The 24,171-nt window shown below is 45.8% G+C and carries 21 protein-coding genes; 13 read left to right on the forward strand and 8 right to left on the reverse strand.

Annotated features, from left to right (window positions below; all coding sequences use genetic code 11):
* Window positions 1–6 precede the first annotated feature (6 nt).
* Window positions 7–1,476 (reverse strand): beta-barrel assembly-enhancing protease, encoded by a 1,470-nt coding sequence (bepA, locus tag AC2A1E_RS02150; protein WP_484382350.1) that lies wholly within the window; start codon window positions 1,474–1,476, stop codon window positions 7–9.
* Between the two features lie 440 nt (window positions 1,477–1,916).
* On the opposite strand from bepA, the gene AC2A1E_RS02155 reads away from it, so the two are divergent.
* On the forward strand, window positions 1,917–2,993 hold the full coding sequence (locus AC2A1E_RS02155; RefSeq protein WP_459401780.1) for an AI-2E family transporter: 1,077 nt from the start codon (window positions 1,917–1,919) through the stop codon (window positions 2,991–2,993).
* Between the two features lie 48 nt (window positions 2,994–3,041).
* Here the strand turns inward: AC2A1E_RS02155 and bcp are convergent, their stop codons facing one another.
* Both bcp and AC2A1E_RS02165 read right to left on the reverse strand, forming a co-directional pair.
* A complete protein-coding gene (gene bcp, locus AC2A1E_RS02160; protein ID WP_484382351.1) occupies window positions 3,042–3,509 on the reverse strand; it encodes a thioredoxin-dependent thiol peroxidase in 468 nt (155 codons plus the stop codon).
* 2 nt (window positions 3,510–3,511) lie between these two features.
* A complete protein-coding gene (locus AC2A1E_RS02165; protein WP_459402738.1) occupies window positions 3,512–4,099 on the reverse strand; it encodes a glycine cleavage system transcriptional repressor in 588 nt (195 codons plus the stop codon).
* A gap of 127 nt (window positions 4,100–4,226) precedes the next feature.
* Here AC2A1E_RS02165 and dapA point away from each other — a divergent pair, with 127 nt between their 5' ends.
* The 6 genes from dapA (at window position 4,227) to ypfH (ending at window position 11,172) form a co-directional block, all read left to right on the forward strand.
* Complete coding sequence (gene dapA / locus AC2A1E_RS02170; protein ID WP_484382352.1) at window positions 4,227–5,108, forward strand: 4-hydroxy-tetrahydrodipicolinate synthase; 882 nt, start codon at window positions 4,227–4,229, stop codon at window positions 5,106–5,108.
* 140 nt (window positions 5,109–5,248) lie between these two features.
* Window positions 5,249–6,301, forward strand: a complete 1,053-nt coding sequence (bamC, locus tag AC2A1E_RS02175; protein WP_484382353.1) for an outer membrane protein assembly factor BamC — start codon at window positions 5,249–5,251, stop codon at window positions 6,299–6,301.
* A gap of 193 nt (window positions 6,302–6,494) precedes the next feature.
* Window positions 6,495–7,208 (forward strand): phosphoribosylaminoimidazolesuccinocarboxamide synthase, encoded by a 714-nt coding sequence (purC, locus tag AC2A1E_RS02180; protein WP_459401784.1) that lies wholly within the window; start codon window positions 6,495–6,497, stop codon window positions 7,206–7,208.
* Window positions 7,209–7,355: 147 nt separating this feature from the next.
* A complete protein-coding gene (gene ypfJ, locus AC2A1E_RS02185) occupies window positions 7,356–8,219 on the forward strand; it encodes a KPN_02809 family neutral zinc metallopeptidase (RefSeq protein ID WP_484382354.1) in 864 nt (287 codons plus the stop codon).
* A 27-nt stretch (window positions 8,220–8,246) separates the two neighbouring features.
* Entirely contained in the window at window positions 8,247–10,259 is a 2,013-nt protein-coding gene (locus AC2A1E_RS02190) for a tRNA(Met) cytidine acetyltransferase TmcA (RefSeq protein ID WP_484382355.1), read from the forward strand.
* 223 nt (window positions 10,260–10,482) lie between these two features.
* A complete protein-coding gene (gene ypfH / locus AC2A1E_RS02195; RefSeq protein ID WP_484382356.1) occupies window positions 10,483–11,172 on the forward strand; it encodes an esterase in 690 nt (229 codons plus the stop codon).
* A 31-nt stretch (window positions 11,173–11,203) separates the two neighbouring features.
* Here ypfH and AC2A1E_RS02200 read toward each other — a convergent pair whose 3' ends face one another.
* From AC2A1E_RS02200 to AC2A1E_RS02215, 4 genes are read right to left on the reverse strand one after another with little or no spacing between them, the layout of a single operon-like run.
* Window positions 11,204–11,389 carry a YpfN family protein gene (locus AC2A1E_RS02200; protein ID WP_459401788.1) on the reverse strand — a complete coding sequence of 62 codons (186 nt, stop codon included), beginning with the start codon at window positions 11,387–11,389 and terminating at the stop codon, window positions 11,204–11,206.
* Between the two features lie 2 nt (window positions 11,390–11,391).
* Complete coding sequence (locus tag AC2A1E_RS02205) at window positions 11,392–12,063, reverse strand: M15 family metallopeptidase (RefSeq protein WP_484382357.1); 672 nt, start codon at window positions 12,061–12,063, stop codon at window positions 11,392–11,394.
* On the reverse strand, window positions 12,060–13,187 hold the full coding sequence (gene dapE / locus AC2A1E_RS02210; RefSeq protein WP_459401790.1) for a succinyl-diaminopimelate desuccinylase: 1,128 nt from the start codon (window positions 13,185–13,187) through the stop codon (window positions 12,060–12,062). Before dapE ends, AC2A1E_RS02205 begins: the two co-directional genes overlap by 4 nt.
* Window positions 13,184–13,570, reverse strand: coding sequence for an ArsC family reductase (locus tag AC2A1E_RS02215; RefSeq protein ID WP_484382358.1), 387 nt, complete (start codon window positions 13,568–13,570; stop codon window positions 13,184–13,186). Before AC2A1E_RS02215 ends, dapE begins: the two co-directional genes overlap by 4 nt.
* Here AC2A1E_RS02215 and AC2A1E_RS02220 point away from each other — a divergent pair.
* The 6 genes from AC2A1E_RS02220 to AC2A1E_RS02245 all read left to right on the forward strand — a co-directional run bounded on the left by AC2A1E_RS02220 (window position 13,569) and on the right by AC2A1E_RS02245 (window position 23,018).
* Window positions 13,569–15,302, forward strand: coding sequence for a recombinase family protein (locus tag AC2A1E_RS02220; RefSeq protein WP_484382359.1), 1,734 nt, complete (start codon window positions 13,569–13,571; stop codon window positions 15,300–15,302). The genes AC2A1E_RS02215 and AC2A1E_RS02220 overlap by 2 nt on opposite strands.
* Before the next feature lie 805 nt (window positions 15,303–16,107).
* Window positions 16,108–19,047, forward strand: a complete 2,940-nt coding sequence (locus AC2A1E_RS02225) for a DEAD/DEAH box helicase family protein (protein ID WP_484382360.1) — start codon at window positions 16,108–16,110, stop codon at window positions 19,045–19,047.
* A gap of 99 nt (window positions 19,048–19,146) precedes the next feature.
* Complete coding sequence (locus AC2A1E_RS02230; protein WP_484382361.1) at window positions 19,147–19,329, forward strand: hypothetical protein; 183 nt, start codon at window positions 19,147–19,149, stop codon at window positions 19,327–19,329.
* Window positions 19,326–19,484, forward strand: coding sequence for a hypothetical protein (locus tag AC2A1E_RS02235; RefSeq protein WP_484382362.1), 159 nt, complete (start codon window positions 19,326–19,328; stop codon window positions 19,482–19,484). Before AC2A1E_RS02230 ends, AC2A1E_RS02235 begins: the two co-directional genes overlap by 4 nt.
* Window positions 19,485–20,094: 610 nt before the next feature.
* A complete protein-coding gene (locus tag AC2A1E_RS02240; protein ID WP_484382363.1) occupies window positions 20,095–20,865 on the forward strand; it encodes a hypothetical protein in 771 nt (256 codons plus the stop codon).
* A 26-nt stretch (window positions 20,866–20,891) separates the two neighbouring features.
* Window positions 20,892–23,018: a DNA methyltransferase gene (locus AC2A1E_RS02245; protein ID WP_484382364.1), complete on the forward strand. Its 2,127-nt coding sequence runs from the start codon at window positions 20,892–20,894 to the stop codon at window positions 23,016–23,018.
* A 98-nt stretch (window positions 23,019–23,116) separates the two neighbouring features.
* On the opposite strand, the gene AC2A1E_RS02250 is transcribed toward AC2A1E_RS02245, so the two are convergent.
* Complete coding sequence (locus AC2A1E_RS02250; protein WP_484382365.1) at window positions 23,117–24,145, reverse strand: phospholipase D-like domain-containing protein; 1,029 nt, start codon at window positions 24,143–24,145, stop codon at window positions 23,117–23,119.
* Window positions 24,146–24,171: the final 26 nt, after the last annotated feature.

The raw sequence follows: 24,171 nt of genomic DNA on the forward strand, positions 1-24,171 counted from the left end.
GTCAAATTAGCTGCGCTGGAACTTGCTGAAGCTCTTTTGCAACTGGCGTAACTGATCGATACGCGCATCATAACGTGCCTGTTTCAGGCTACCGAGTTTTTGCAAAGAGCTGGCATTGCTGAGCAAACCGATCGCCTGATCCAAACGGCCTGCGAGCGCCAGGCTCTCTGCACGGGCTGAAAGCTCTTCATCACGTAATCCTTGGGCGGCACTGGCCTGCGCCAGCAAGTCCCATCCGTTCGGGTCATTCGGGTGGGCAAAGGTAAAGCGGTTAAGGATTTTTGACGCCTGCGCCGGTTGATTCCCCTCAACGTAGGCGTTTGCCAGGTTGAGCAGCAACACAGGATTTTTGCTTTGCTCAGCATTAACGGCCTGTAGGCGAGCGATGGCCTGTGGTGCTTTCTGCTGGGCAAGATCGATATCGGTCATCAGATCCAGCAACCAGACGTTTTTTGGATCCTGCGTCAGCAACGGCTGAATGGTATTGCGGGCTTCATCGTATTTCTTCGCTTCGTAGAACAGGATCGCCCGGCCATATTTTGCCGCCAGTTGTTCCCGCACGTTGCCATTGCTGTAGTGATTCAGCACCTCTTCGGTCAGGCCATAGCCTTCCGAACTGTACATACCGAGGGTACGGACTCTGGCCAGCAGATACTCCTGGCTGGATTGAACGATCAGGCGCGGCATCTGGTTGGCACGGTTGCGGGCGTCGGAAAGGCGGCTGTCCGGCAGCGGGTGCGTCAGCAGCATTTCTGGTGGTTTAGACGCGTAACGCGATTGATCCGACAGTTTTTGCAGAAAATCCGGCATGGCTTCCGGATCGAACCCGGAACGCTGCAACACCTGAATGCCGATGCGGTCGGCTTCCTGTTCATTAGCCTGGGTGAAACTGATCACCCCTTGCTGAGCACCGGCCAGCGTGCCGCTCAGCGCCGCCATCCCCATGGTCGGGTTAGCCATAGCCAGCAGGACCGAGCCCAGCGCCCCGACCCAGGTGAGCGGGGCATTACGCTGTTGATCTTCCATGGCACGAGCCAGATGGCGCTGGGTGACGTGAGAGATTTCGTGTGCCAACACCGAAGCTAGCTGGCTTTCGTTGTCGGTTTCGCGGAACAGTGCCGAGTGCAGTACCACGTTGCCACCGAAGAAAGCAAAGGCGTTTATTTCGTCGTTACGCACTAGAAAAAAGTGGAACGGCGTTTTTACCGAATAGGCATTCGCTACCAATCGGTTACCCAACTGGTTGATATACTGGGTCAATAATGGGTCGTTAATCAAAGGGGCACTGGCGCGCAGCTGCCGCACGTAAAAATCACCCATCACCAATTCCTGGCCGATACTCAAGGTGCCGCCCGCGGTGGTCCCCATATCTGGCAGTTGGTCCTGTGTGTCCGCATTTACCGGCGTCAGTGCAGAGGCGCAAAGTGTGCCGAACAACAGTACTGCTAACGCTGTTTTAGTTAACCGGGTGGTCATAGTCAGGCGTTTCCCTTAAATCAAAGTCATCAACTATACCCTAAATAATTCGAGTAGCAGGAAGGCAACAAGCGCGTGAATCCCCAGGAGCATAGACAACTCTGTGACTGGGGTGAGCGAGCGTAGTCAACACACCTGCTACTTGAAGTATGACGGTATTAAGACGTCAGCATCGCGTAAGAGTTCTTCTTGCATGCCAGACTCTCCAGTACAATCAGCGCGAAGGTGCATTGGCTCACAGAAATGCACTTTTTGTGCAGCGTGCGTCTGAAGGGGCTAACACCCTTTCATCATAGCCAGCCACCGCTCGCAATGAAACGTTTGCCCGGCGATAATCGGGCTAAAATTGTGTTAAAACAAATAACAATGTTATGCCTGCTGGGCCGCACAGGGAAAGGCGGAGGCACACTCTCATTGACGGAATTAAGGAGTAACCTCTGATGTTGGAGATGTTGTTACAGTGGTACCGCCGCCGTTTTACCGATCCGCAAGCCATCGCGCTGCTGGTGATTCTGGTTGCCGGGTTCTGCATTCTCTATTTTCTGCACGGTATTTTAGCCCCGTTATTGGTGGCAATTGTCCTGGCTTATTTACTGGAGTGGCCGACCGCACGCCTGCAACGCCTGGGCTGGTCACGCACCTGGGCGGCAAGCATGGTGCTGATTGTGTTTGGTGGCATTACTCTGCTACTGGCATTTGTCGTTGCCCCAACGGCCTGGAAACAGGGTATCAATCTGATGACCGATTTACCGGGCATGCTCAACCAGTTCTATAACTATGCGACCACCCTGCCCAAGCGTTATCCGGCATTGGTGGATGCGGGCATCATCGACATGATGGCAGAAAACCTGCGCAGCAGGCTGTCTGGCATGGGGGAATCGGTGGTCAAGTTTTCACTGGCGTCTCTGGTTGGGCTGCTGACTCTGGCGATCTACCTGATTCTGGTGCCATTGATGGTATTTTTCCTGCTCAAAGATAAGGAGCAGATGCTTAACGCGGTGCGCCGCGTGTTGCCCCGCGATCGCGGGCTGGCAGGGCAGGTGTGGATCGAGATGAACCAGCAGATCACCAATTATATCCGTGGCAAAGTGCTGGAGATGGTGATTGTTGGCGTGACGACTTATCTGGTGTTCTTCATTCTGGATATGCGCTACTCGCTGCTGTTGGCGGTGCTGGTCGGTTTTTCCGTTTTGATCCCTTACATTGGCGCGGTGCTGGTGACGATCCCGGTGGTGGTGGTAGCGATGTTCCAGTGGGGCATCGGTGCCGATTTCTGGACGCTGGTAATCGCCTATCTGGTGGTTCAGGGGCTGGATGGCAACCTGCTGGTGCCGATTCTGTTCTCTGAGGCGGTCAACCTGCATCCGCTGGTGATCATCCTTTCAGTGGTGATCTTTGGCGGCCTGTGGGGCTTCTGGGGCGTATTCTTTGCCATTCCACTGGCGACGCTGGTGAAAGCGGTCATTCATGCCTGGCCGGATGACATCTTGCTGGATGCGGGGGAAGAAGCGAAATAAGGCGGAAAAACAAAGCGCAGCGGAGTGCTGCGCTTTGAGATTAATCGATTATTGCTGTTTCAGGTAATTGATAACGATATCGTGATGATTGGTGGTCTTGAAATCATCAAACACTTTCTCAACCTTGCCGTTGGCATCGATCAGGAAGCTGATGCGGTGGATGCCATCATAGGTTTTCCCCATGAAGGTTTTTTCACCCCAGACGCCAAACTGCTGTGCGACCTGATGATCCTCATCCGATAGCAATGTGAAGTTGAGCAACTCTTTTTCGGCAAAACGTGACAGTTTCTCCGGTTTATCGGTGCTGATGCCAAGCACTTCGACACCTGCCTGTTTCAATTCGTCCATGTTATCCCGCAGGCCACAGGCTTGCACAGTGCAACCCGGCGTCATGGCTTTAGGATAAAAATAGACCAGAACTCGCTGTCCCTGGAAGTCGGCCAAATGAATTTCCTCGCCATCCTGGTCGAGTAAACTAAATTTTGGCGCTGTATCACCGGCTTTCAATGGGCTCATCACTACTCTCCATCTTTCTCATCATGCTGTGGATAGTTCACTACGCTAATACTGCCTTGCGCATTCAATTCTGTACATAGGCGATGAAAGGCTTGTTCGATATTTGATGCATCCTGATTGCCGGAGCTGTGCGCCGTGATCTGGATGTATAGCTGTGGCGGCAGATCGCCTTCCGCTGGCTGAGTGCGTGACACCAGTTCGGCGATGTTCATCTGGCTGGAGTCAAACAGACCGGTAAAACGTTCGATGATGTGCGGGGAGTCTTTCACTTCCACCTGAACCCACACCGCCGCGGGCATTGGCGGCCTTTCGTGCGAGTTTGTGCGTTTCATCACAATCAGTAAATCCAGCTCTGCGCCTTTTTGCGGCAAAGTGGATTCGATCAGGGTAATTGCGTTCCAACTGCCGGAAAGCAGCATGATGAAGGTAAATTCTTCACCCAGCATGGCCAGACGGCTATCTTCGATATTGCACCCGCAACTGCTGACGTGGCGGGTGATGGTGTTGACGATTCCGGGGCGATCGGCGCCCAGTGCGGTAATCACGAGATAGTGTTCATCTGGCTTAGGCAAAATGCAGCTTCCTGTCATGCTCAATGGGATTACCATGGTAAACATAAAAAAAACCGCCTGCCAAGCGCTTACAACACGTTGTTTGCTTGCTTTTGGATAGGTGTCAAAAGTACCATGAGTCACTTGTTTGTGGAGGGGACGGCCAATGTTTACGGGAAGTATTGTTGCACTGGTTACGCCGATGGACGCCAAAGGCGCTGTCGATCGTGCGAGCCTAAAAAAACTGATTGATTATCATGTAGCCAGTGGGACTGCGGCTATTGTTTCCGTAGGGACTACCGGAGAGTCCGCCACGCTTGCCCATGACGAGCATGTCGACGTGGTGTTGCAGACGCTGGAACTGGCCGCAGGCCGCATTCCGGTGATCGCCGGAACCGGGGCGAACTCGACCAGCGAGGCGATCTCGCTCACGCGGCATTTCGGCAATACCGGCGTAGTGGGTTGCCTGACGGTAACGCCTTACTACAATCGGCCAACGCAGGAAGGGCTGTACCAGCACTTTAAAGCCATTGCTGAAAGCACCGATCTGCCACAGATCCTGTATAACGTGCCTTCGCGTACCGGTTGTGACATGCTGCCGCCGACGATCGCGCGTTTAGCCAAAATCAAGAATATTGTTGCCGTTAAAGAGGCAACAGGGAACTTAAGTCGTGTCAGTCAGATCCAAGTGCTGGTTGATGATGAAAACTTCACTCTGCTGAGCGGCGATGACGCCAGCGGCCTGGATTTCATACAACTGGGCGGTCATGGGGTGATTTCCGTCACGGCCAACGTGGCCGCGCGTGAAATGGTAGAACTTTGCCGTCTTGCGGCCCAAGGCAACTTTGCCGAAGCTCGCCGCTTGAATCAGCGCTTGATGCCGTTGCATCAGGATTTATTTGTAGAACCCAATCCAATCCCGGTGAAATGGGCCTGTAAGGCATTGGGATTGATGGCAACCGATACGATGCGTCTGCCTATGACGCCGTTAACCGACGCTGCCCGTCCTGTGGTGGAGCGTGCGTTGAAAAGCGCCGGTTTGCTATAACCCCAAGTCACTGAAGTCGCAGCAATGTGGCACATACATACATCCCCGGCGTTGGTTAAACCCAGCGGTTGGGGTGTTGTGTGTAACCCATATGGCTGCCGCTGCAAGTACGATGGGGATATCATTCTTAGGGAGATTTGATGGCTTATTCATTGCAAAAGTCGACGGTAGCAACAGTCGTAGGGTTAGCGCTTGTTATGACGCTGGCGGCATGTTCCTCCGATCAACGTTACAAACGCCAAGTCAGCGGCGATGAGTCCTATCTCGACGCCGCACCGCTCAAACCGTTGAGCGCGCCGGCCGGTATGAGCCTGCCAGTGCGATCTGGTGATCTTGAAGTGTCGGCCAGTGCGCAAAAAGGCCCTGTCGGCAAGCAACTGGATATCCGGCCACCGTCGCAGCCACTGGCCCTGCTGAGCGGTTCTCGCAGCCAAAACACGGGTAACAGCGGCACGCTGCTGCTGGAAAACAGCCCGCAGAACCAGAATCTGTGGCCACGTGTGGTCAGCTCATTGCAGGCGAAAAATATGGTTATCGCTTCCCAACAGGAAGCCAGTCAGACGCTGACCACGGATTGGGTGAAATGGAACCGTTTGGATGAAGACACCCAGTACGAAGGCCGCTATCAGGTCAGCCTGCAAAAGCAGGGTTACCAGCAGGCGTTGGTGGTGAAAACGCTAGGGTTGCGCCAACAGGGTAAAACCGAAGAGGTGACCGATCCTACCGAGATCCAGCGTTATAACAGCATGATGATGAACAGCATCGTCGAAAGTCTGGATAAGCAGGACAGTTTGACCAGTAGCCGCGCAGCAAGCGGTATTGGCGCGTTGGATGTGCAAAGTGGTGCGGATGACGTTGGCTTGCCGGTATTGATCGTGCGTGCACCATACGTTGCCGTGTGGGATCGCCTACCTGCGGCGTTGGAAAAGCTGGGGATGAAAGTGGGTGACCGCAGCCGTCCGCAGGGCACCGTTGCCGTAACCTATAAATCCCCGAGCAGTAGCGACTGGGATGCCTTGGGTGTGAAAGATCCAGAATTGAACAACGGTGATTACAAACTGCAGGTCGGTGATTTGAATAACCGTACCAGCCTGCAATTTATCGATTCCAAAGGGAAACCGTTGCCTCAGGGGCAGAATGATGCCCTGGTGGCGGCATTCCAGGCGGCTTTCAGCAAAACCAGCGTTAAATAATCAATCATCAAGGGGCTACGGCCCCTTTTTGTTTTGCCGAAACGGTATCGTTTGCGTCGCGGGTTTGGCACAATAGTCGCCAGCATGCCAAAGAATTTATTAGGTCAATTCTGTACCCGGTAGGCTGTAAACCGCAGCGCGATAACGCCGCAGTTTGGCAGCCGAAAGGTATAACCTCACTGGAGTAAGTAAGATGCAAAAGCTAGCTGAGTTGTATCGCGGAAAGGCGAAAACCGTCTACACCACCGAAAATCCTGATCTGCTGGTGCTGGAATTCCGTAACGATACGTCAGCACTGGATGGTCAGCGCATTGAGCAGTTCGATCGCAAAGGGATGGTGAACAACAAGTTCAACCATTTCATTATGAGCAAGCTGGAAGAAGCCGGTATTCCGACGCAGATGGAACGCCTGCTGTCAGACACCGAAGTGCTGGTGCAAAAGCTGGACATGGTGCCGGTTGAATGTGTGATCCGTAACCGCGCAGCCGGGTCTTTGGTCAAGCGTTTGGGGATTGAAGAAGGCCTGCCGCTTAATCCGCCGCTGTTCGATCTGTTCCTGAAGAACGACGCCATGCACGATCCGATGGTCAACGAATCCTACTGCGAAACCTTCGGCTGGGTGAGCAAAGAGCATTTGGCACGCATGCGTGAGCTGAGCTACAAGGCCAATGAGGTGCTGAGCAAACTGTTCGACGACGCCGGTTTGATCCTGGTGGACTTCAAACTGGAGTTCGGCCTGTTCAAGGGTGAAGTGGTGCTGGGGGATGAGTTCTCGCCAGACGGTAGCCGCCTGTGGGACAAAAACACCTTGGATAAAATGGACAAAGACCGTTTCCGCCAGAGCCTGGGTGGCCTGATCGAAGCCTATGAGGAAGTTGCCCGCCGTATCGGTGTGAAGCTCGACTAACCTCATTCCTGCCATATTATTGAATACGGGGCATTTCTGCGGAATGCCCCGTTCTATTTTGCTTTCCAGAAAATTACTGCATTCCCTGCGCCCCTAACCCTTTATAATCATCTTCATACCCACACCATTATATTTTGGAGTTTACATATGCGCTGGCAAGGGCGTCGGGAAAGTGACAACGTTGAAGATCGTCGTGGGCAATCTTCAGGCATGGGTGGCGGTGGTTTTCGCCCGCCGATTGGCGGTAAGGGCGGCCTCATTGTCCTGGTGGTGGTAGTGGTGGCCGGTTACTACGGTGTGGATCTTACGCCGCTGCTAAACGGCGGCGAGATGGCGCCGCAAGCGCAACAGCAAAGCGTCAGAATCAGCCCGAAAGATGATGAACTGGCTAAATTCACCTCGGTGGTACTGGCTTCTACCGAAGACACCTGGCAGGAAATCTTCCAACAAACAGGCAAACGTTATCAGGATCCGAAACTGGTGATGTATCGCGGTGCTACGCGCACCGGTTGCGGAACCGGCCAATCGGTGATGGGGCCGTTCTATTGCCCGGCGGACGGTACGGTGTATATCGACTTATCCTTTTATCAGGACATGAAGACCAAACTGGGTGCCGGTGGTGACTTTGCGCAGGCCTACGTGGTGGCGCATGAGATTGGACATCATGTGCAGAACCTGCTGGGGATCGAGCGGAAAGTCCGCCAGATGCAGCAGGGAGCCAGCCAGGTGGATGTCAACCGCCTTTCGGTGAAAATGGAATTGCAGGCGGACTGTTTTGCCGGGGTGTGGGGACATTATGCGCAACGGCAGAACATGTTGGAGGCCGGTGACTTGCAGCAGGCGCTGAACGCAGCGCAGGCGATTGGTGACGATCGCTTACAGCAACAGAGCCAGGGGCGGGTGGTGCCAGACAGCTTCACCCATGGCACTTCGCAGCAGCGTTACACCTGGTTCAAGCAAGGGTTCGACAGCGGCGATCCCAATAAGTGTAATACCTTTGCTGCCCGTTGATTCATTCCCCTTCAGGTATGGTTTCTGATGTTACAGGCAATGCAACAGCTTATGCAGCGGCAGGGTATCCGCCGTTTGCTGGTACTTAGCGGCGAACCGCAATGGTGCCGTATTCAGGCCCAACAGCTGGCCGCGCAACTGCCGGGTGACTGGCCGTGGGTGGGGAGCGAGGCTACTTCCGAGATACCCTCTCTAAGCAGCGGCGCAGTCAGAACGCTGCTGGGCCAGGAGCGGTTGCACGCCGTTTTTGATGCCACGCAAGGGTTGGACGTAGAGGCTTTGGCTCAACTCTGCGGCACGCTGCGTGCCGGTAGCTGGTTGCTGCTACTGGTTCCCGCCTGGTCGAACTGGCGGCAACAGCCGGATGGCGACAGCCTGCGTTGGAGCGATTGCCAGCAGCCGATCGCGACACCCAATTTCATCGCTCATTTGCAGCAACAGCTTGCGGCAGACCGTGAGGTGACCCTTTGGCGGCAAGGCGATCCGCTGTGTTTGGCCCGGTTGCCGCTGCGCGCAGACTGGCAACCGCCGCAGGGTGAACCGAGCGCCGAGCAGCAGGCCATTTTGGCCCGCTTGTTGGAAGCGGAAAGCGGCGTCTGGGTGCTGACTGCTGCGCGTGGCCGTGGGAAATCCACCTTGGCAGGGATGCTGGTGGCTGCCAGCCCGCTAAGCTGCTGGATCACCGGGCCAAGCCGTGCGGCAACCGAGGTCGCCAGCGAATGGGCAGGCGGAAAGGCACAGTTCTGGGCACCTGATGCGTTGCTGCAATACTGTGCCGAACACAACGTCAGTGATGTCGGCTGGTTACTGGTGGATGAAGCTGCGGCGATCCCCACCCCTTTGCTGCAACAGCTGATTAGCGACTTCCCGCGCGTATTGCTGACCACTACGGTGCAGGGTTATGAAGGTACCGGTCGTGGTTTTTTACTTAAATTTTGCGCCGCATTGCCAGAGTGGCAGCCGCTGAGTTTACAGCAACCGATCCGCTGGGCGGCGGGTGATGCCTTGGAGCGCATCATCGATAACGCCTTGCTGTTTAACGAGGAGCCGGTGTGGTCAGCGGCCCATCACGCGTTGAGCATCAACCCGCTTGAACAAGCCGAGCTGTGCGCCGATCCCCTTAAACTGAGGCGTTTCTATGCGTTGCTCAGCAGCGCTCACTACCGCACTTCTCCCCTGGATCTGCGCCGACTGATGGATGCACCGGGTATGCATTTCAGCGCAGCATCGCTGGCGGACGAGATCGTGGGGGCACTCTGGCTGGTGGATGAAGGGGGCTTGAGCGCTGAACTGGCGCATGAAGTCTGGGCGGGCCGCAGAAGGCCACGTGGCAACCTGGTGGCCCAATCTCTGGCGGCACACGGTGGCCAGTGGTGGGCTCCAACGCTGCGTTCGCGCCGTATTACCCGTATTGCGGTGTTGCCAGAGCTGCGCCAGCAGGGGATCGCCAAGCGGTTAATTGAACAGCAAAAGCAGCGTTCGCAGGAGTTGGATTTCCTTTCCGTCAGCTTTGGTTATACCGAACCGCTGTGGCGTTTCTGGCAATCCTGCGGTTTTACCCTGGTGCGTATTGGCAGTAAGCCGGAAGCCAGCAGCGGTTGTTATACCGCCATGGCGCTGCTGCCGCTCAGCGAGCAGGGGCGGGCACTGTGCCATGCGGCGCATCAACATTTGGTTCGCGACTGGCGCTGGTTGCAGCAGCGTATCGATCTGCAACTGGCGATTGTGGGTGATGAAGGCGATCAGTTGCTGAACGAAGAGGACTGGCGCGAACTGGCAGGCTTTGCCTTTGCCCATCGGCCATTGGAAGCCAGCCTGGGGGCGCTGCAACGCCTGTTATTGAACACCGTATCCCCAATGGCCGCTCTGCGCAGCCATCTGCAACAGCAGCAGAGCGTGGTGCAATGCGTGGCTGAGTATGGTTTGAGCGGCCAGAAAGCGCTGTTGCGCCACTGGCGGCAAGAGGTCGCTCAGGCGCTTGAACAGTGGGATAGCCAGCGTTGCTGCCATTGGCAGCAGTGGTCCCAGTCATTGCAATAAATGGAAAGAGTTGTTCAATAAAACCCGATTTTCCCGACCTCCCAGCGGTGTATACACTAAATAATTCGAGTTGCGTGTAGGCGGCAAGTCCGAGAGTCGCCAGGAGCATAGACAACTATGTGACTGGTGCGAACGGACGCAGCCAACACCCATGCAACTTGAAGTATGACGTGTATATAGTCATTGGCAGTTCGGATCACTATTTAACCTGAGGAGTTCCCCCATGAAACACGAACACTTTGTAGTGCAAAGCCCTGCAACGCCGGCTGAGCAATTGATCCTGCTGTTTCATGGCGTGGGCGATAACCCGGTCGCGATGGGGGAGATCGGCAGTTACTTTGCCAAAGATTTTCCGCAGGCGCTGGTGGTGAGCATTGGCGGGCCGTTCGCCTTCGGTCAAGGCAATGGTCGCCAATGGTTTTCGGTGCAGGCGGTGACGGAAGCAAACCGCGCAGAACGTATTGCTGAAGTGATGCCGAAGTTTGTCGAAACCGTGCGTTACTGGCAGCAGCAAAGCGGGGTGAGCTATGCGGGAACCGCGTTGGTCGGTTTCTCGCAAGGTTCGATCATGGCATTGGAAGCGTTGAAAGCAGAACCTAAACTGGCCGGGCGCGTAGTAGCGTTCAGCGGCCGTTTTGCCCAGTTGCCGGAAACGAACTTTGGCGAAAGCGTGGTGCACTTGATCCACGGCGAGACAGATGCCGTGATTGCGGTAGAACATGCGCGCGCGGCGGCGGCACAGTTGCAGGCTGTTGGCTGTGATTTTACGCTGGACGTGGAAGAAGGGGTCGGGCATGCCATCAATCAGGGCATGATGAACCTGGCGTTGGAACGCTTGCATTACTATGTGCCGCAGCGCTATTGGGAAGAGGCGATGTTTGGCAAACGCGGGGATTTGATCGCGTTTAAATAAGGTTCAGGGCGCCAAGCGCTGCGCCCTGATGTTATTTCTTCTTCGGCCAATCCTCTTCATCGTCCCACTCGGCGTTGTTATCGCGATGCGGTGGCAACTCGGGTTTGTTGGCCAGGAATTTTTTATGGTCCAGACGGCGTAACTCTTTGATCCCGTTAAGCACCATGCCTACCAGTATCACCAGAATTACCCACCAGTAGTCCGCTAACCAATGCATGCTTACTTCCTTTCAACCTGTATAAAACGCGAGAATATGGCTGGCAAATGGCGAGCAAGCCATTGCGCACCGGCAACGTCTTTATCCTGCCAGGATGCGAGCAGCAGCGCAGGGGTCAGTAACTGTTCGGCCTCCTGTGCCAAAGGGCGGTAGCTAAGATGCCAGGGTTCTACCGCAACGCCACCCTGGTCTGCGGTAAATGGGCGGTAAAAACCGAAATCGGCCATATGCTCAGTTATCCACTGATTCAGCGGATAAAAATAGCCCCCCTCCAGATATTCCCAGGGTTCCAACTGTAATTTAGCCCCGGCTGGCAGCAGTGATGGATCGTAAATATCCAGATCGCTGCCCCAGTGATGACGGCTGGCACCGGGTAATGCGGACCAACGCAGGATAGCTTCGCAGCGTTCGGCAGCAGACAGCGGCGTGATGTCGATCGGCTGGCTGTCCTTGTCCAAGACTGGCCGCTCGCCGCAGAACTTACCGTTCCAGATCGTCAACTGCCGATCGAAATCACGGAAGGTACTGGCCGGTTGCAGATCAAACCCCGCCGCTTTGGCGGCCTGCTGCATAACGAGGAAAGCCTCCACCGCTGCGGGTTGCAAGCGGTGGTTGCCGCTCAGCACGGCCAAGTGTTCCGTCGAGCGCCCGGTCAGCATGTCTGGCGTGATCATGCGACCAACTGCTCCATAATACGTTGATACATGCGGCTCAGTAACTGCAAATCGGCGGCATGGACGCATTCGTTGACTTTGTGGATGGTGGCATTCACCGGGCCCAGTTCAACCACCTGAGCGCCCATTTGGGCGATAAAGCGGCCATCAGAGGTGCCACCGGTGGTCAGCAACTGCGGTGTCATCTCGGAGTAGTGCTGCACGGCATTGACCACCGCATCCACCAGCGCCCCGCGTGCGGTCAGGAATGGCTGACCAGACAGCCACCAGTCGAGGGTGTAATTCAACTGATGGCGATCCAGCAGTTCCTGCACGCGCTGTTTAATGATGGCGTCGGTCAGTTCGGTACTGAAACGGAAGTTGAACTGCACGAACATGTCACCAGGGATCACGTTGTTGCTACCGGTGCCTGCCTGCACGTTGGCGATCTGCATACTGGTCGGTGGGAAAAATTCGTTGCCCTGATCCCATTCGATCGCCACCAGCTCGTTTAACGCTGGCATCGCGCGGTGAACCGGGTTGTCTGCCAAATGCGGATAAGCGACGTGCCCCTGAATGCCGTGAATGTGCAGATTGGCGGTGATCGACCCACGACGGCCGTTTTTTACCACGTCACCCACGCGCTCGGTACTGGAAGGCTCACCTACCAGACAATAATCGAGGCGCTCGTTGCGTGCCTTCAGGGCTTCCACCACTTTCACGGTGCCATGTGTGGCGCTGGCTTCTTCGTCGGAGGTGATCAGGAATGCCAAGCGGCCTTGATGATCCGGGTGTGCTGCCACAAAACGTTCAGCAGCCACCACCATTGCGGCTAATGAGCCTTTCATATCCGCTGCGCCGCGCCCATAGAGCATGCCGTCGCGGATCGTCGGTTCAAAGGGGGGGATCGCCCAATTTTTCTCATCACCGGTGGGCACCACATCGGTGTGGCCAGCAAAGGCCAGCGTTGTACCTTGGCCGCGCCAGGCCCAGAAATTCTGCGTGTCGCCAAAGTTCATTGGCTCAATGGTGAAACCAGCCGCCTTCAGGCGGGCAATCATGATCTCCTGGCAGCCTTCGTCGTGCGGGCTGAGGGAAGGGCGCTTGATTAACTGTTGCGCCAGTTCAATAACAGGGCAGATCATGATTTAACCTCGGTGAGAAATTGCTGATAGCTGTCGATGCTAAAACCCAGCAGAGCATGGCCGTTGCCGTCATCCAACAGCGGGCGCTTGATAATGGCGGGCTGCTCCAGCATCAGGGCGATGGCGGCATCAGCATTATCGCAGGCAGTGCGTTGTGCTTCGTCCAGCTTGCGCCAGGTGGTGCCGCGAGTGTTCAGCAACGGTTGCCAGCCAAGGCGTTCGACAAAACCACGCAGTTGCTGTTCACTCAGCCCGTCAGCGCGATAGTCATGGAATTGATAAGCCACACCCTGCTCTTCCAGCCAGCGGCGCGCTTTCTTGATGGTGTCACAATTTTTGATACCATAGAGCTTAAGCAAACTTTTTGAGTCATTGTCTTTCATGAAAAAATGTTACCTATACATCAGGGTTAGTTCAGAGCAACAGACAACTGGTGATGGCTTGGATCGTCAGGAATCATCGCTCATTAAATATTTTGAAGATAATGCCCCAGTGCAGGATTTCGATCCAGACTACGAGCTAATTATCGATGAAGGGCGTTCAGCATTCAAAGCCGAGCATTTACGTGAGAATGCAGGGTTAGGGCGATTTTTTAAACGAGTAAATGATGGTGACATCACGAAAGGTTCGGTACTCATCGTTGAAAGTCTCGATCGCTTTTCTCGCCAAAACCCTTTCAAATGTGTTGAGTACATTTCTCAATTGGATCGTGCTCACATCGAATTACATGATGTCAGTAAGAATTTGCTCATCGGCAGAAAGTACTCAAACAGCCTAACGCTTGCCACTATGATAGCTGAACGAGCCTATGAGGAATCTTGTAAAAAATCTGAGCGTATTCTAAAGGGCTGGGATAGGCGACGTCGAGAGGCGAAAGATAAAGGACAGTACATGATTAAAAACTGTCCGAAGTGGATTGATGTAGTTGATGGAAAATATGTACTGAATGATAATCATATAATAGTAAGAGAGATCTTCGATTTATATCTTTCAGGAATACGTAGCTTTACTATTGCTCAACGATTAAACGCTGTTGGAAAATTAATTAATGGTACCAAATGGGATGGTACTAAAATATGCCATTTGTTAAGAAATAAGCGGTGTAAAGGTGACTATACTTCTAATAGAAATGAAAGAAGTTTTGATAATGACACTATTACATCAACAACTGAAGTGTTCAAAATATACCCACCAATCGTTAGTGAAGAGGAGTTTCTGGAGGTACAGAGACGTTTATCAAGTCATAACTATATAGGTCGTGTACGTAACGACTTGAAAAAAACAGTGTTTAATAGTTTATTAAAATGTTCGTTATGTGGTGCTGCACTCACTGCCAGCAGTACTAAAGGTTATACGTATATAAAGTGTGATAACGCAAGGAATAATAAAGGTTGCAAGGCATTGATGATGCCATACATGTCATTCGAAAAAGGTATTCTCAGACATATAAAAGGAATTGACGTAGCCAATGTACTTAATAGTGTAAAAAGCATTATCAGTGATGTTGATGTTTTGAAAAGCGAAGTGGTAGAATTAGAGGAGTATATAGAAAGTTTTAAAAAAGGTATTGAAAAAATAAAGCAACAGGGAAAAATGCCAAGTTTTGATATTTTAGATCAAAAGTCTCAAGCAGAAGAGAAATTACAGAGTGCTAAAAGCAAATTGGCGGAAAAAAAAGATACAATAAGTTTCGAAAATATTGAGTTCTCTGATGATATACATAATATTGCTAATATTGTCGAACGTTCAAAACTTGAACTTGAATTGCGTAAGGTTATTAAACGCATTGATGTATTAGCTAATGAAGGTTATGTCATGGCTAACATTCATTATCACAATGATGATTGTATCAAGCATGCTCTTGCAATCCACAAGAAAAACTCAACAATTGAGGTGGTTGGAGAAATAGAACAACGAGATGGATGGAGAGTTTATAAATTCTCTGAGAAGGGACAGTTAGTATTTGAGGTGGAATCTGATGGGGATTTTTGGACATTGAAAGCACGTAAAGGTAAGAGTATAACTGACATTCAAGAGTATATGAGAATAGTGGTCGGGCATGAGCCCATTGATTTTTGTTCTCAAATTAATGAAGAGTATATTGAGTGGATTTAATAGATAGATGACTTATAAGTACTGAAAGTAGATTATTATCTTTCAATGTCAAACCTCGTAGAATGCTCACTATGAGGTTTAAATACTACAGGTAGTACGCGGTATCAATTCTTTGTAAAAAACCGTATAGTGGTTTATAGAGCATTTAAGGGAATAGTAAACCACATCTTCCAAGTGAACATACAGGAACATATATAGTTGTTCTACCAGCCGATAAAAGTTTGTTCAACAAAGGCTACTCTATTATAAGTTTTTGTGAAGTTCGATGAAATAATACGATTTTTTGTGTTATAATCGTAATGTCCTTAAAGATTAACGCAGTTGCTTTCTTCATAAGTTACTTCATAAAAAAATGAAACACTTTGAAATAATGTGTTATAATATACGCATTCAAAGCAGTTCCTGTCTTGCACTCTAAAACCTCAATGAAAAGCCTTTACTCTTAATATTTGAGTAGTTAATCATGTCTTTAAGAATAATCAACTAAATATATTAGTTAAGTCGGTTTCATCCTGCTTAATAAACACCATATTAGCAATTGTGGTTTTTTTATGTTTAATTTAATTCAGGAAATGCTAACAAATATGAAAGAAAATAAAATACATCAAGTTGGTGTGCGATTATCTGATTCGCAGATGAAATTTGTAGATTCAATAGTATCTAATATAGGTTTAAAAAACCGTAGTGAAGGATTGCAATATCTTATTAATAAGATGCGATTTTTGGATGTAAAGTAAAATGCCAGTAGTTAATTACTGGCAATAAACCGAAGCTGGATGCTTCATTTAACAAGGGAGTTCATGGAATGAACAATAAAAATTTTAAAAAAGAAAGTAATTTAATAACTAAAACTATTTATCATGATTTAACAATAAAACTTACCCACTTTGAAAACAAATATGCATCAGATAATAAAGTAGTCAAGGAAAAAGCAATTAAAAAAGGTAGAAAAATTGCAAGAACAAGTCATGCAAGTGATAAATGGGGGGAACTTGTAGAGTATTTTTTAAACAAGGAAAACTGGGGTTCCTTCAATGCGTGTGATAAAGATGAATATGAGAAAGCAAAGGAAAAATTTGATGCTGTAGTCTTTGCAGAAATGATAAAAGACGGTTCTCGTAGCCATACCAATGTCATAAACCATTATGCAATAGCTCTTGATATTGATGGTGGTACTACAATGGATTCTGTTCGTGCTGATTTAAACGATTATGAATATATTATCTATTCTTCCGGTGGACAAGGGATTAAGGCAGGAGAACGTTTTAGAGTTATATTGCCATTAAGTCGGCCTATTAGTGCGGATATGTATAACGAATTTTCAGAGTCATTACGTAAAAGATTTTGGTACTCAGATGATTCATTTAGCAAAGCTTTACAGATTCAATACTTACCTACATATAATGAATTATTTAAAGATCAATTCAAGGTATTCCATAATAATGGTGATTTATTTAATTTTGAATATATCGAATATATTCCAGTAAAGAGTCGGGATATTCTATCTAATGTAGTGTTTAAAAAACCTAAGTTCGAAGATGATAATATTGGGCGTATTTTAGATGCTATCATTGAGCATAACCGTGGATCTATGGAATATGAAGAACGTCGAATTCTTGCTAATAGATTACTCGCTTTTGGTATAAATGATTTCGATATGGTTAGAGTCTTAGATGCAGTTGGCAGAATGGGAGCACGTCATACAGGATCCGATATTGCAAACATGGCAAATGCTTCATATGGTCATGCTATGGGGCTACGAAAGAACTTACCTGATGGATTCAAGCTCAATTTATTAGTGCAACCAACAGTAATTTACACACCTAAAAATGTGACAATACCAAAATACGATACTGATATTACTTTGAAACCTAACCAATATCTTTCTGATGTAATTGATCAAATGATCTTTGAAGAGGGCATGAATTTGTTAATGGTGCCTACTGGAGGGGGGAAAAACACAGCGATGAAAGGCCGTAAATATACTAAATTAGTAGTACCGCTAACTTCAATAGTCGTGCAGTCAGGTAGCAGTAATAATATTCAGGATGAAAATGTTGCGACTTGGAATCAAATAGAAAAAATGATGAGAAATCCAGAAGAGTGCAAAAAGTGGGATTTAGTTATTGATGAAGCTCATGGAATGGTTATGGATTATAATTATAGATACTCAACCATTCGCCAATTAACTAAAGCTTGCACTATGTTCCGCAAGGTTATCTTAATGTCTGGCACTGTTGTTCCTGAGTATTTTAGTGGTTTTGAATTTAAAACTATCCATCGAGTAAGGAAGGACAGTCAAGAAAAAAAACAAATTCAAACATATATATGCAAATCAAAGGAAGAGTCTTTAATTAATGACTTGCGAGAGACTAAGAATCGATCGATTGTATTAGTGAATCATATAGAATGGGGTCAAACTATAGGGAATAACTCGGGAAAAGAATGTCTATATGTGAATGCTATGCTTAAGAAGGATGCTACAGTAGTGAATTTATTTCAAACAGGAAAAATGGGTGATTACAACTGCATTATTGGAACAAATAGCATTGCTGAAGGGCTGAGTTTAATCGATGAGCTTGATGAGGTTGATGTATTTATTTGGGGAGATACTGATCCTGATCGTATAGAACAGATTAGCAATCGATTCAGAAAGATAAAGAACATCAAAAATGTGCGGTATTACATTGATTCTAAGCCACAAAGGGAAGTTTCTGATAACGATGTTCCAGCCAAGATTAAAGCAGCTCAAAAGCTTGCTGAGGCTCTTACAATATGTTTATCACTTGCGAGCAGCGATATAGAACGTAAGGGGTATATTACTCAATACAGTAAGGAGATAACACATGCGAGTGTATATTATGCAGATAGTGAGTTTAAAGTAAATTACTGTGCTATTGACCATCAGAGTTATCTAAATCGAGAAGAAAAGGCATCAAATGATTTTAGCATATTCAGTAGCAGATTGATTGAATATGGCTATGACGTTTATTATCCAATTTGGAGGCATGAAACCAAAGATAAAGAAAGTCTTGAACGTGAGATGCAAGAAATAAAGAAACTAAGTGAATATAAACGTTGTACTGATTTACTTAAGTTAGCAGATGACTTCGAAAATAACAGCTTAGAACCAGACTATAGTTCTGAGTATGATAGCATCAAGGATGTAATATTAAACATGACAGATGCAGGATTAAAACCAGAAGATAGAGAGTATGTTATTAAAAAAATCATTGATGATAGCTCCTATATTCAAAAAGTATGGAGTGATATAAATTATGTTCATTTCGATACTTCAATTCGTTCTGTGTTATGTAATGAAGTGAAAAAATCTTTAGTAAGTGTTAAAGGAGAGCGATATTTATTGAGTCAAGATATTATAACTATCGCTAAAGAGATAGCAGGGAAAGTATTGAAAGATTTCTATCAAGGTGATTTGAATATAATGCTTGCAGATGAGAATTGGAGTTCTGACATCCGAAAAGTGTCCAATGGGGATAGTAATTCTCTTAATATAATAGATGACCCAAGTGACACTTTTGAGGTGAAGGACAAAAGAGCAAGTGCTATTATAAATCGCTATATTTGCATTTCTCGGTCAGAGAAAATTCAAATAAAAGGAAAACGACAAGGAACATATAAAGTAGTTCACTACTCGCTTACTGGGTTGGAGTTCGATAAACGCAGTGAGGAACAGAGATTATCAGATGCTGTTGCTGCCAAGAAGAAAGGTAAGTCTGAGTAATTTAAAAAATATTGTAAAAATTATTTTGAATCGCAACCTATCATTGTGGTTATGATAGGTAACGATGGTATATATTATTAATATAAGTAGAGGTGTAAAATGGATGTAAATAAACACAGAAGTTTCTTTGAGTGGAGGAAAGAGCACACAAGGAAATTGATTGAAAGTGGTGAGTATTTTGAAAGTGAATTGGGTATTACTCATAAAGATATGCCGACAAAGGAAGAGATAGCCGAAATAAAAAGGATAAGATATTCATCGTATAAAGGAAAAAAAGAATGATGGGATTGAATGTAATATATAAGGATAATAGTGAAAGCAGTAATGTATTGAATGAGTTTATTACATTAGGAAAATCTACTTCTGTGAGAATAAATGGGAAGAAAAATCGATTTACGCCGATTGAAGCAACTACATTGACTGGGTTTAAGTTATAATTTTGCCACAAGGGGAGGATTATATATTAGTATAAAGCCCTCCCCTTGTGGCATTAACGAGCCAGCCTTGCCCGTTATCGGATTCTCGCGAATAAAAAATTGGTGCTAAGTAACTGGGCTTTATATTGCTAAAATTTAAAAAGCCAGTACTGATATGTTTGAAATGAAAAGTTAAAGGGATTACCTATTCATTTAAAAATTATAGTGCTTTTTATATGAGTTGGATTTTAATTATATCTGTTTAAAGCTTTAAGGGTGTTATTTTATAAAGTATTTCAATGTTCATAGTACTGTATAGTACTAATATTTAATTCAGATAATTAAGTGGCGTTATGAGATTAATGGAAAGGTAATATATTATAATGCAATGGATATTAGAGTTTTTTTTTAATGTCGAGATAGATAATGTATATTACTTTCTTATCGGTTAAAACTATATTTTTTGTAAAATTGAGTTATTTTCATATACAGTATTTAATTCTCATACTTTACTAAGAACGAAATATCTATAGACAAAATTATATCTATGCTATTATTTTTTCATAAGTTGTTTTCAACTGAAGATTATTGATGTAAAATATAATTATTTCATATGATTACGGAGTTAAGTATGACAACTACATCTTGCTATGATGTTTTCAAACGGTGTGTCGAAGCTATAAAAGACGGTGAGTTGATTACGGCTGTTAGCTCAGGAGACAAGGAGTTTCATTTTCAAAATTGGGTGGAGAATAGGATAAAAGAATTAGGCTTTCATGTCGAAGGTGGTGGCCGCAATACATATCCTGATTTTTCACTTGTTGAGAAAACGGAAGGTTATGAAGTAAAAGGTCTTGCTTGGCCTGGAAGAGAAAAAGATTATGATTCCAATAGTCAGGTTCCTACTGGATTGCACAATGGGCGACAGATATTTTATATATTTGGGCGTTATCCTGCTGTCTTGAAAGAGTATGGTTCTAACGGTGAAGGAAATAAGCAATATCCTGTTGTTGATTTGGTGATCTGCCATGGCGATTTTCTAAATGCAGAACATGATTATGTCCATAAAAATAAAAGCGTAAAAGGTTTTGGAACCTATGGCGATATTATGATTCGTGATAGGAAGATGTATGTAGCACCCACTCCTTTTGCGTTAACAGAAGGCACTACTGGTCTTCAGACTCTAATTGTGCCCGCTGCTTTTCCTACAGACCCAAGATTTCAAGAGGTTGGGCGTATTATTAGGACTGAGGCAGACAAGATAGTTGTTGGATATAGCTTTGATTTACGCACAAATGAATTAATTGCAGAGAAAGTTCCTAATCCGAGATCAGGGGAGTGTCATGAGTTTGTAGCCTATAGACTAAAAGAGCAAACCTCGCGATCCGTATCTTTGAGTTGATTCTGATTATTAGGAGTAATGTATAAATGACCTTGGCTAAAGAAAATAGTTTGGTAATGCCTTTCAAGAAAAGTTCAGCATTAGAATGTTCTTTTCCTGCTAAAGAAATAAGCCAAGTTGCAGAGCAAGAAAGTTGGCGTAAAGAGATTAATAGACCTATTTATCACATTCATAAGTGGTGGGCTACTCGGCTTGGAACTGTATTCCGTGCAATTGTATTATCTGCATTAAGTAAACCAGAATATGACATATGGGCTGGGTTTTATAATAAACATGACTTTAATGATAAAATTATATTAGATCCATTTATGGGAAGTGGTACAACTCTCGGTGAGGCTGTAAAATTAGGAGCTAAAGCTATCGGTTGTGATATTAATCCGGTTAGCTCATTCTTAGTAAAACAAGCTTTTACATACGTTTCTGAAACGAAACTAAGAAAAGCATATGAATTGTTGGAAAGTTCAGTTGCCGATGAAATTAAAAAATATTATAGAACTTACCATCAAGAATCTGAAAGTTATATTCCTGTTTTACATTATTTTTGGGTTAAATTTGTAAGCACTCCAGATGGTGAGGATATTCCTCTATTCTCTAAATATATATTCTCTCAGGATGCCTATCCTAAGAAAAAACCCAAAGCTCAAATCATATGTCCTGAATGCTGGGATGTTATTGAAGATAGATATGATTGTACGAATTTGACATGTAATGAATGTGGACATAACTTTAATCCTCAAAATGGTCCGGTAAAAGGGCAATATGTAACCTCTCGTGGTGGAAGTAAATATAAAATTAAAGATTTGCTATCGTCTAACGGAGAATTGTTAAAAGAAAAAATGTATGCGTCTTTAGCTTTAACCGAAATTGGAGAAAAAGTATATCTTCCTATTAGTTCTGACGATCTATCAATATATAGAAGTGCAAAGTTGAGATTGAGTCAAGAGGAATTGCCCCTGCCTAACTTGAAAGTAAGAACAGGACACAATACAAACCAAGCATTAGGGTATAATTATAATAACTGGAGTGACTTCTTCAACCACCGGCAATTACTTTGCTTAGGATTATTATTGAAAGAGATTTTGAAAATTAAAGAGCAAGATGTTAAAGAGCAATTTTTATGTCTTTTTTCAGGGACTCTTGAGTTTAATAATTTATTCTGTAGTTATAAAGGTGAAGGGACTGGGGCTGTTAGACATATGTTTTCAAATCATATTCTAAAGCCTGAAAGAACACCGTTAGAGAATTCAATCTGGGGAACCAAGAGAAGTAGTGGAACGTTCTCTACTTTATTTGAGTCAAGATTGATCAAAGCAAAGCGTTATTTAAATGAACCATTTGAATTAAGTTTGGAATTTAATAAAAACACTGGCAAAACGATCACTAATAAGGTTATTGCAAGTGATCCTATCAGATCTATAGTCGTGAATTCATGGGGTGAGTTGAATTCTACGCCTAAGTCAATGATGATTTTAAATGGAGATAGTGCTAAACTCAATATTCCATCTGATTCTGTCGATGCTGTGGTTACTGATCCTCCATACTTTGACTTTGTTCATTATAGCGAGTTGAGCGATTTCTTCTATGCTTGGTTATCCCCTGTATTAAATAAACAATATGATTGGTTCAAAAAGGATTGCTCGTATGATATTGGTGAAGTTCAACAAAAAGATCCTGAGATTTTTGCCAATCAGTTATCATTTGTTTTTAAAGAATGCCATAGGGTGCTAAAAGATAATGGTACATTGACTTTTAGCTTCCATCACTCTAAACCTGAGGGGTGGGCCGCTATATATGAAGCAATATCAAAATCAGGACTTACAATTGTTGCAGTCCATCCTGTTCATGCTGAGTCACGTTCTGCGAGTCCTAAAACAATAGCTAAGTCGCCTATTAGTTTAGATGCAATCATAGTATGTAAAAAATCAACAGAACAAGTAGTTAAGTGTAATGTTGATGATATAAAAGATATAAATATTATTTCCAAAGAGCTTGAAGAATCAGGTATGAAGCTTTCGAAAGGAGATTTATTTGTAATAGGTGCATCACTTATCTTAATGATTGAATCACAAAACAGTATTAACTATAGTGATATAAAGGAACGGTTACAGGGAGTTTATGAAATAATCCATGATGAAAATGAAAGAATGCAATGATAAACAGTAAGCACGATTTTTAATAATGATTTAAAAAGGCTGGATTTTATATGCCAGCCATAATTATTTCTAAAGTATATAATTAACTGGCTTCCTATTCAAGAATATGTTTCTGATATTATTTTTTCAGCTGGCCCATCATTATAAAGCACTGTTGGGATTATTTTTCTATAACAAATATCAGTCCAAATCATATGAATTTCCAAATCTTCTGATTCACCATACTCTATATGCCCATTGGCATTTGTAAGAACCACGTTCCCGATCGCGTGAACATCAGTTTTGGAGTTTATAAAATAATTTTGTAACTTATCTATTAATCTACGCTCATTGAAAAACTCGTCTATCATCGCCTGCTTTGGATCCTCTTCGATATGTTGATTATTAAACTCATAGTCAAGTAAAGTAGTGAAAAGAAATTGGTGATACTCTTCAGTTATCATTGTGGCTTTCTTTTTTGATAGGTCAACTTCCCAAATTCGTAAAGGCACCTCTTCATATATCCCTTCTTTTGTACCGATCATGCCTAACTTAAATATTTTAGTGCTCTTAGATAACATAGGAGATAGAGGATGTGATGAGGGTAAATTGGAAAGAAATTTTAAATCTTCAAATTCGTGTTTGAATGATTTAACTATTTCATAATCATTTCGTATAACCACTATATTTTCAAAATGATATCTTGCTGATTTAGACCAATTAAAGCTTCCTGTGATAATAATCTCATTATCGATAATGCAAAATTTGTTGTGCATTAAAGAACGGTGAAAAGGATTTGTTATCCCTGACATGTAACCCAACCCATTACCATTGTTCTTACTATTAAGCATGTCTTTATTATATAAAATATCAATCTTGACATTTTTTTTCAATAACTCAGAAAAAATATCAGAAAATAAGTGATATGTTATCCAGGCTACGCAAATTTCAACTGATATTTTAGCATTCTTAAGTAGTTCTTTGATTTCAAATTCAATATTATCAAAGTAAGCTCGGGTTACTATATTCCTGCTCATTGCAATAAATTCCTTATTTAATTTAAGGGAGGGCAACCCTATATTGTTTATGTCTGTATTATGTGTAATGAAGTATAATGATTTATGCTCCTCTACTTTGTATACTGCCATATATTAATCTACCCTACAATTTTTTA

It is taken from the genome of Serratia sp. HNCC26DJ206, from assembly GCF_057180605.1.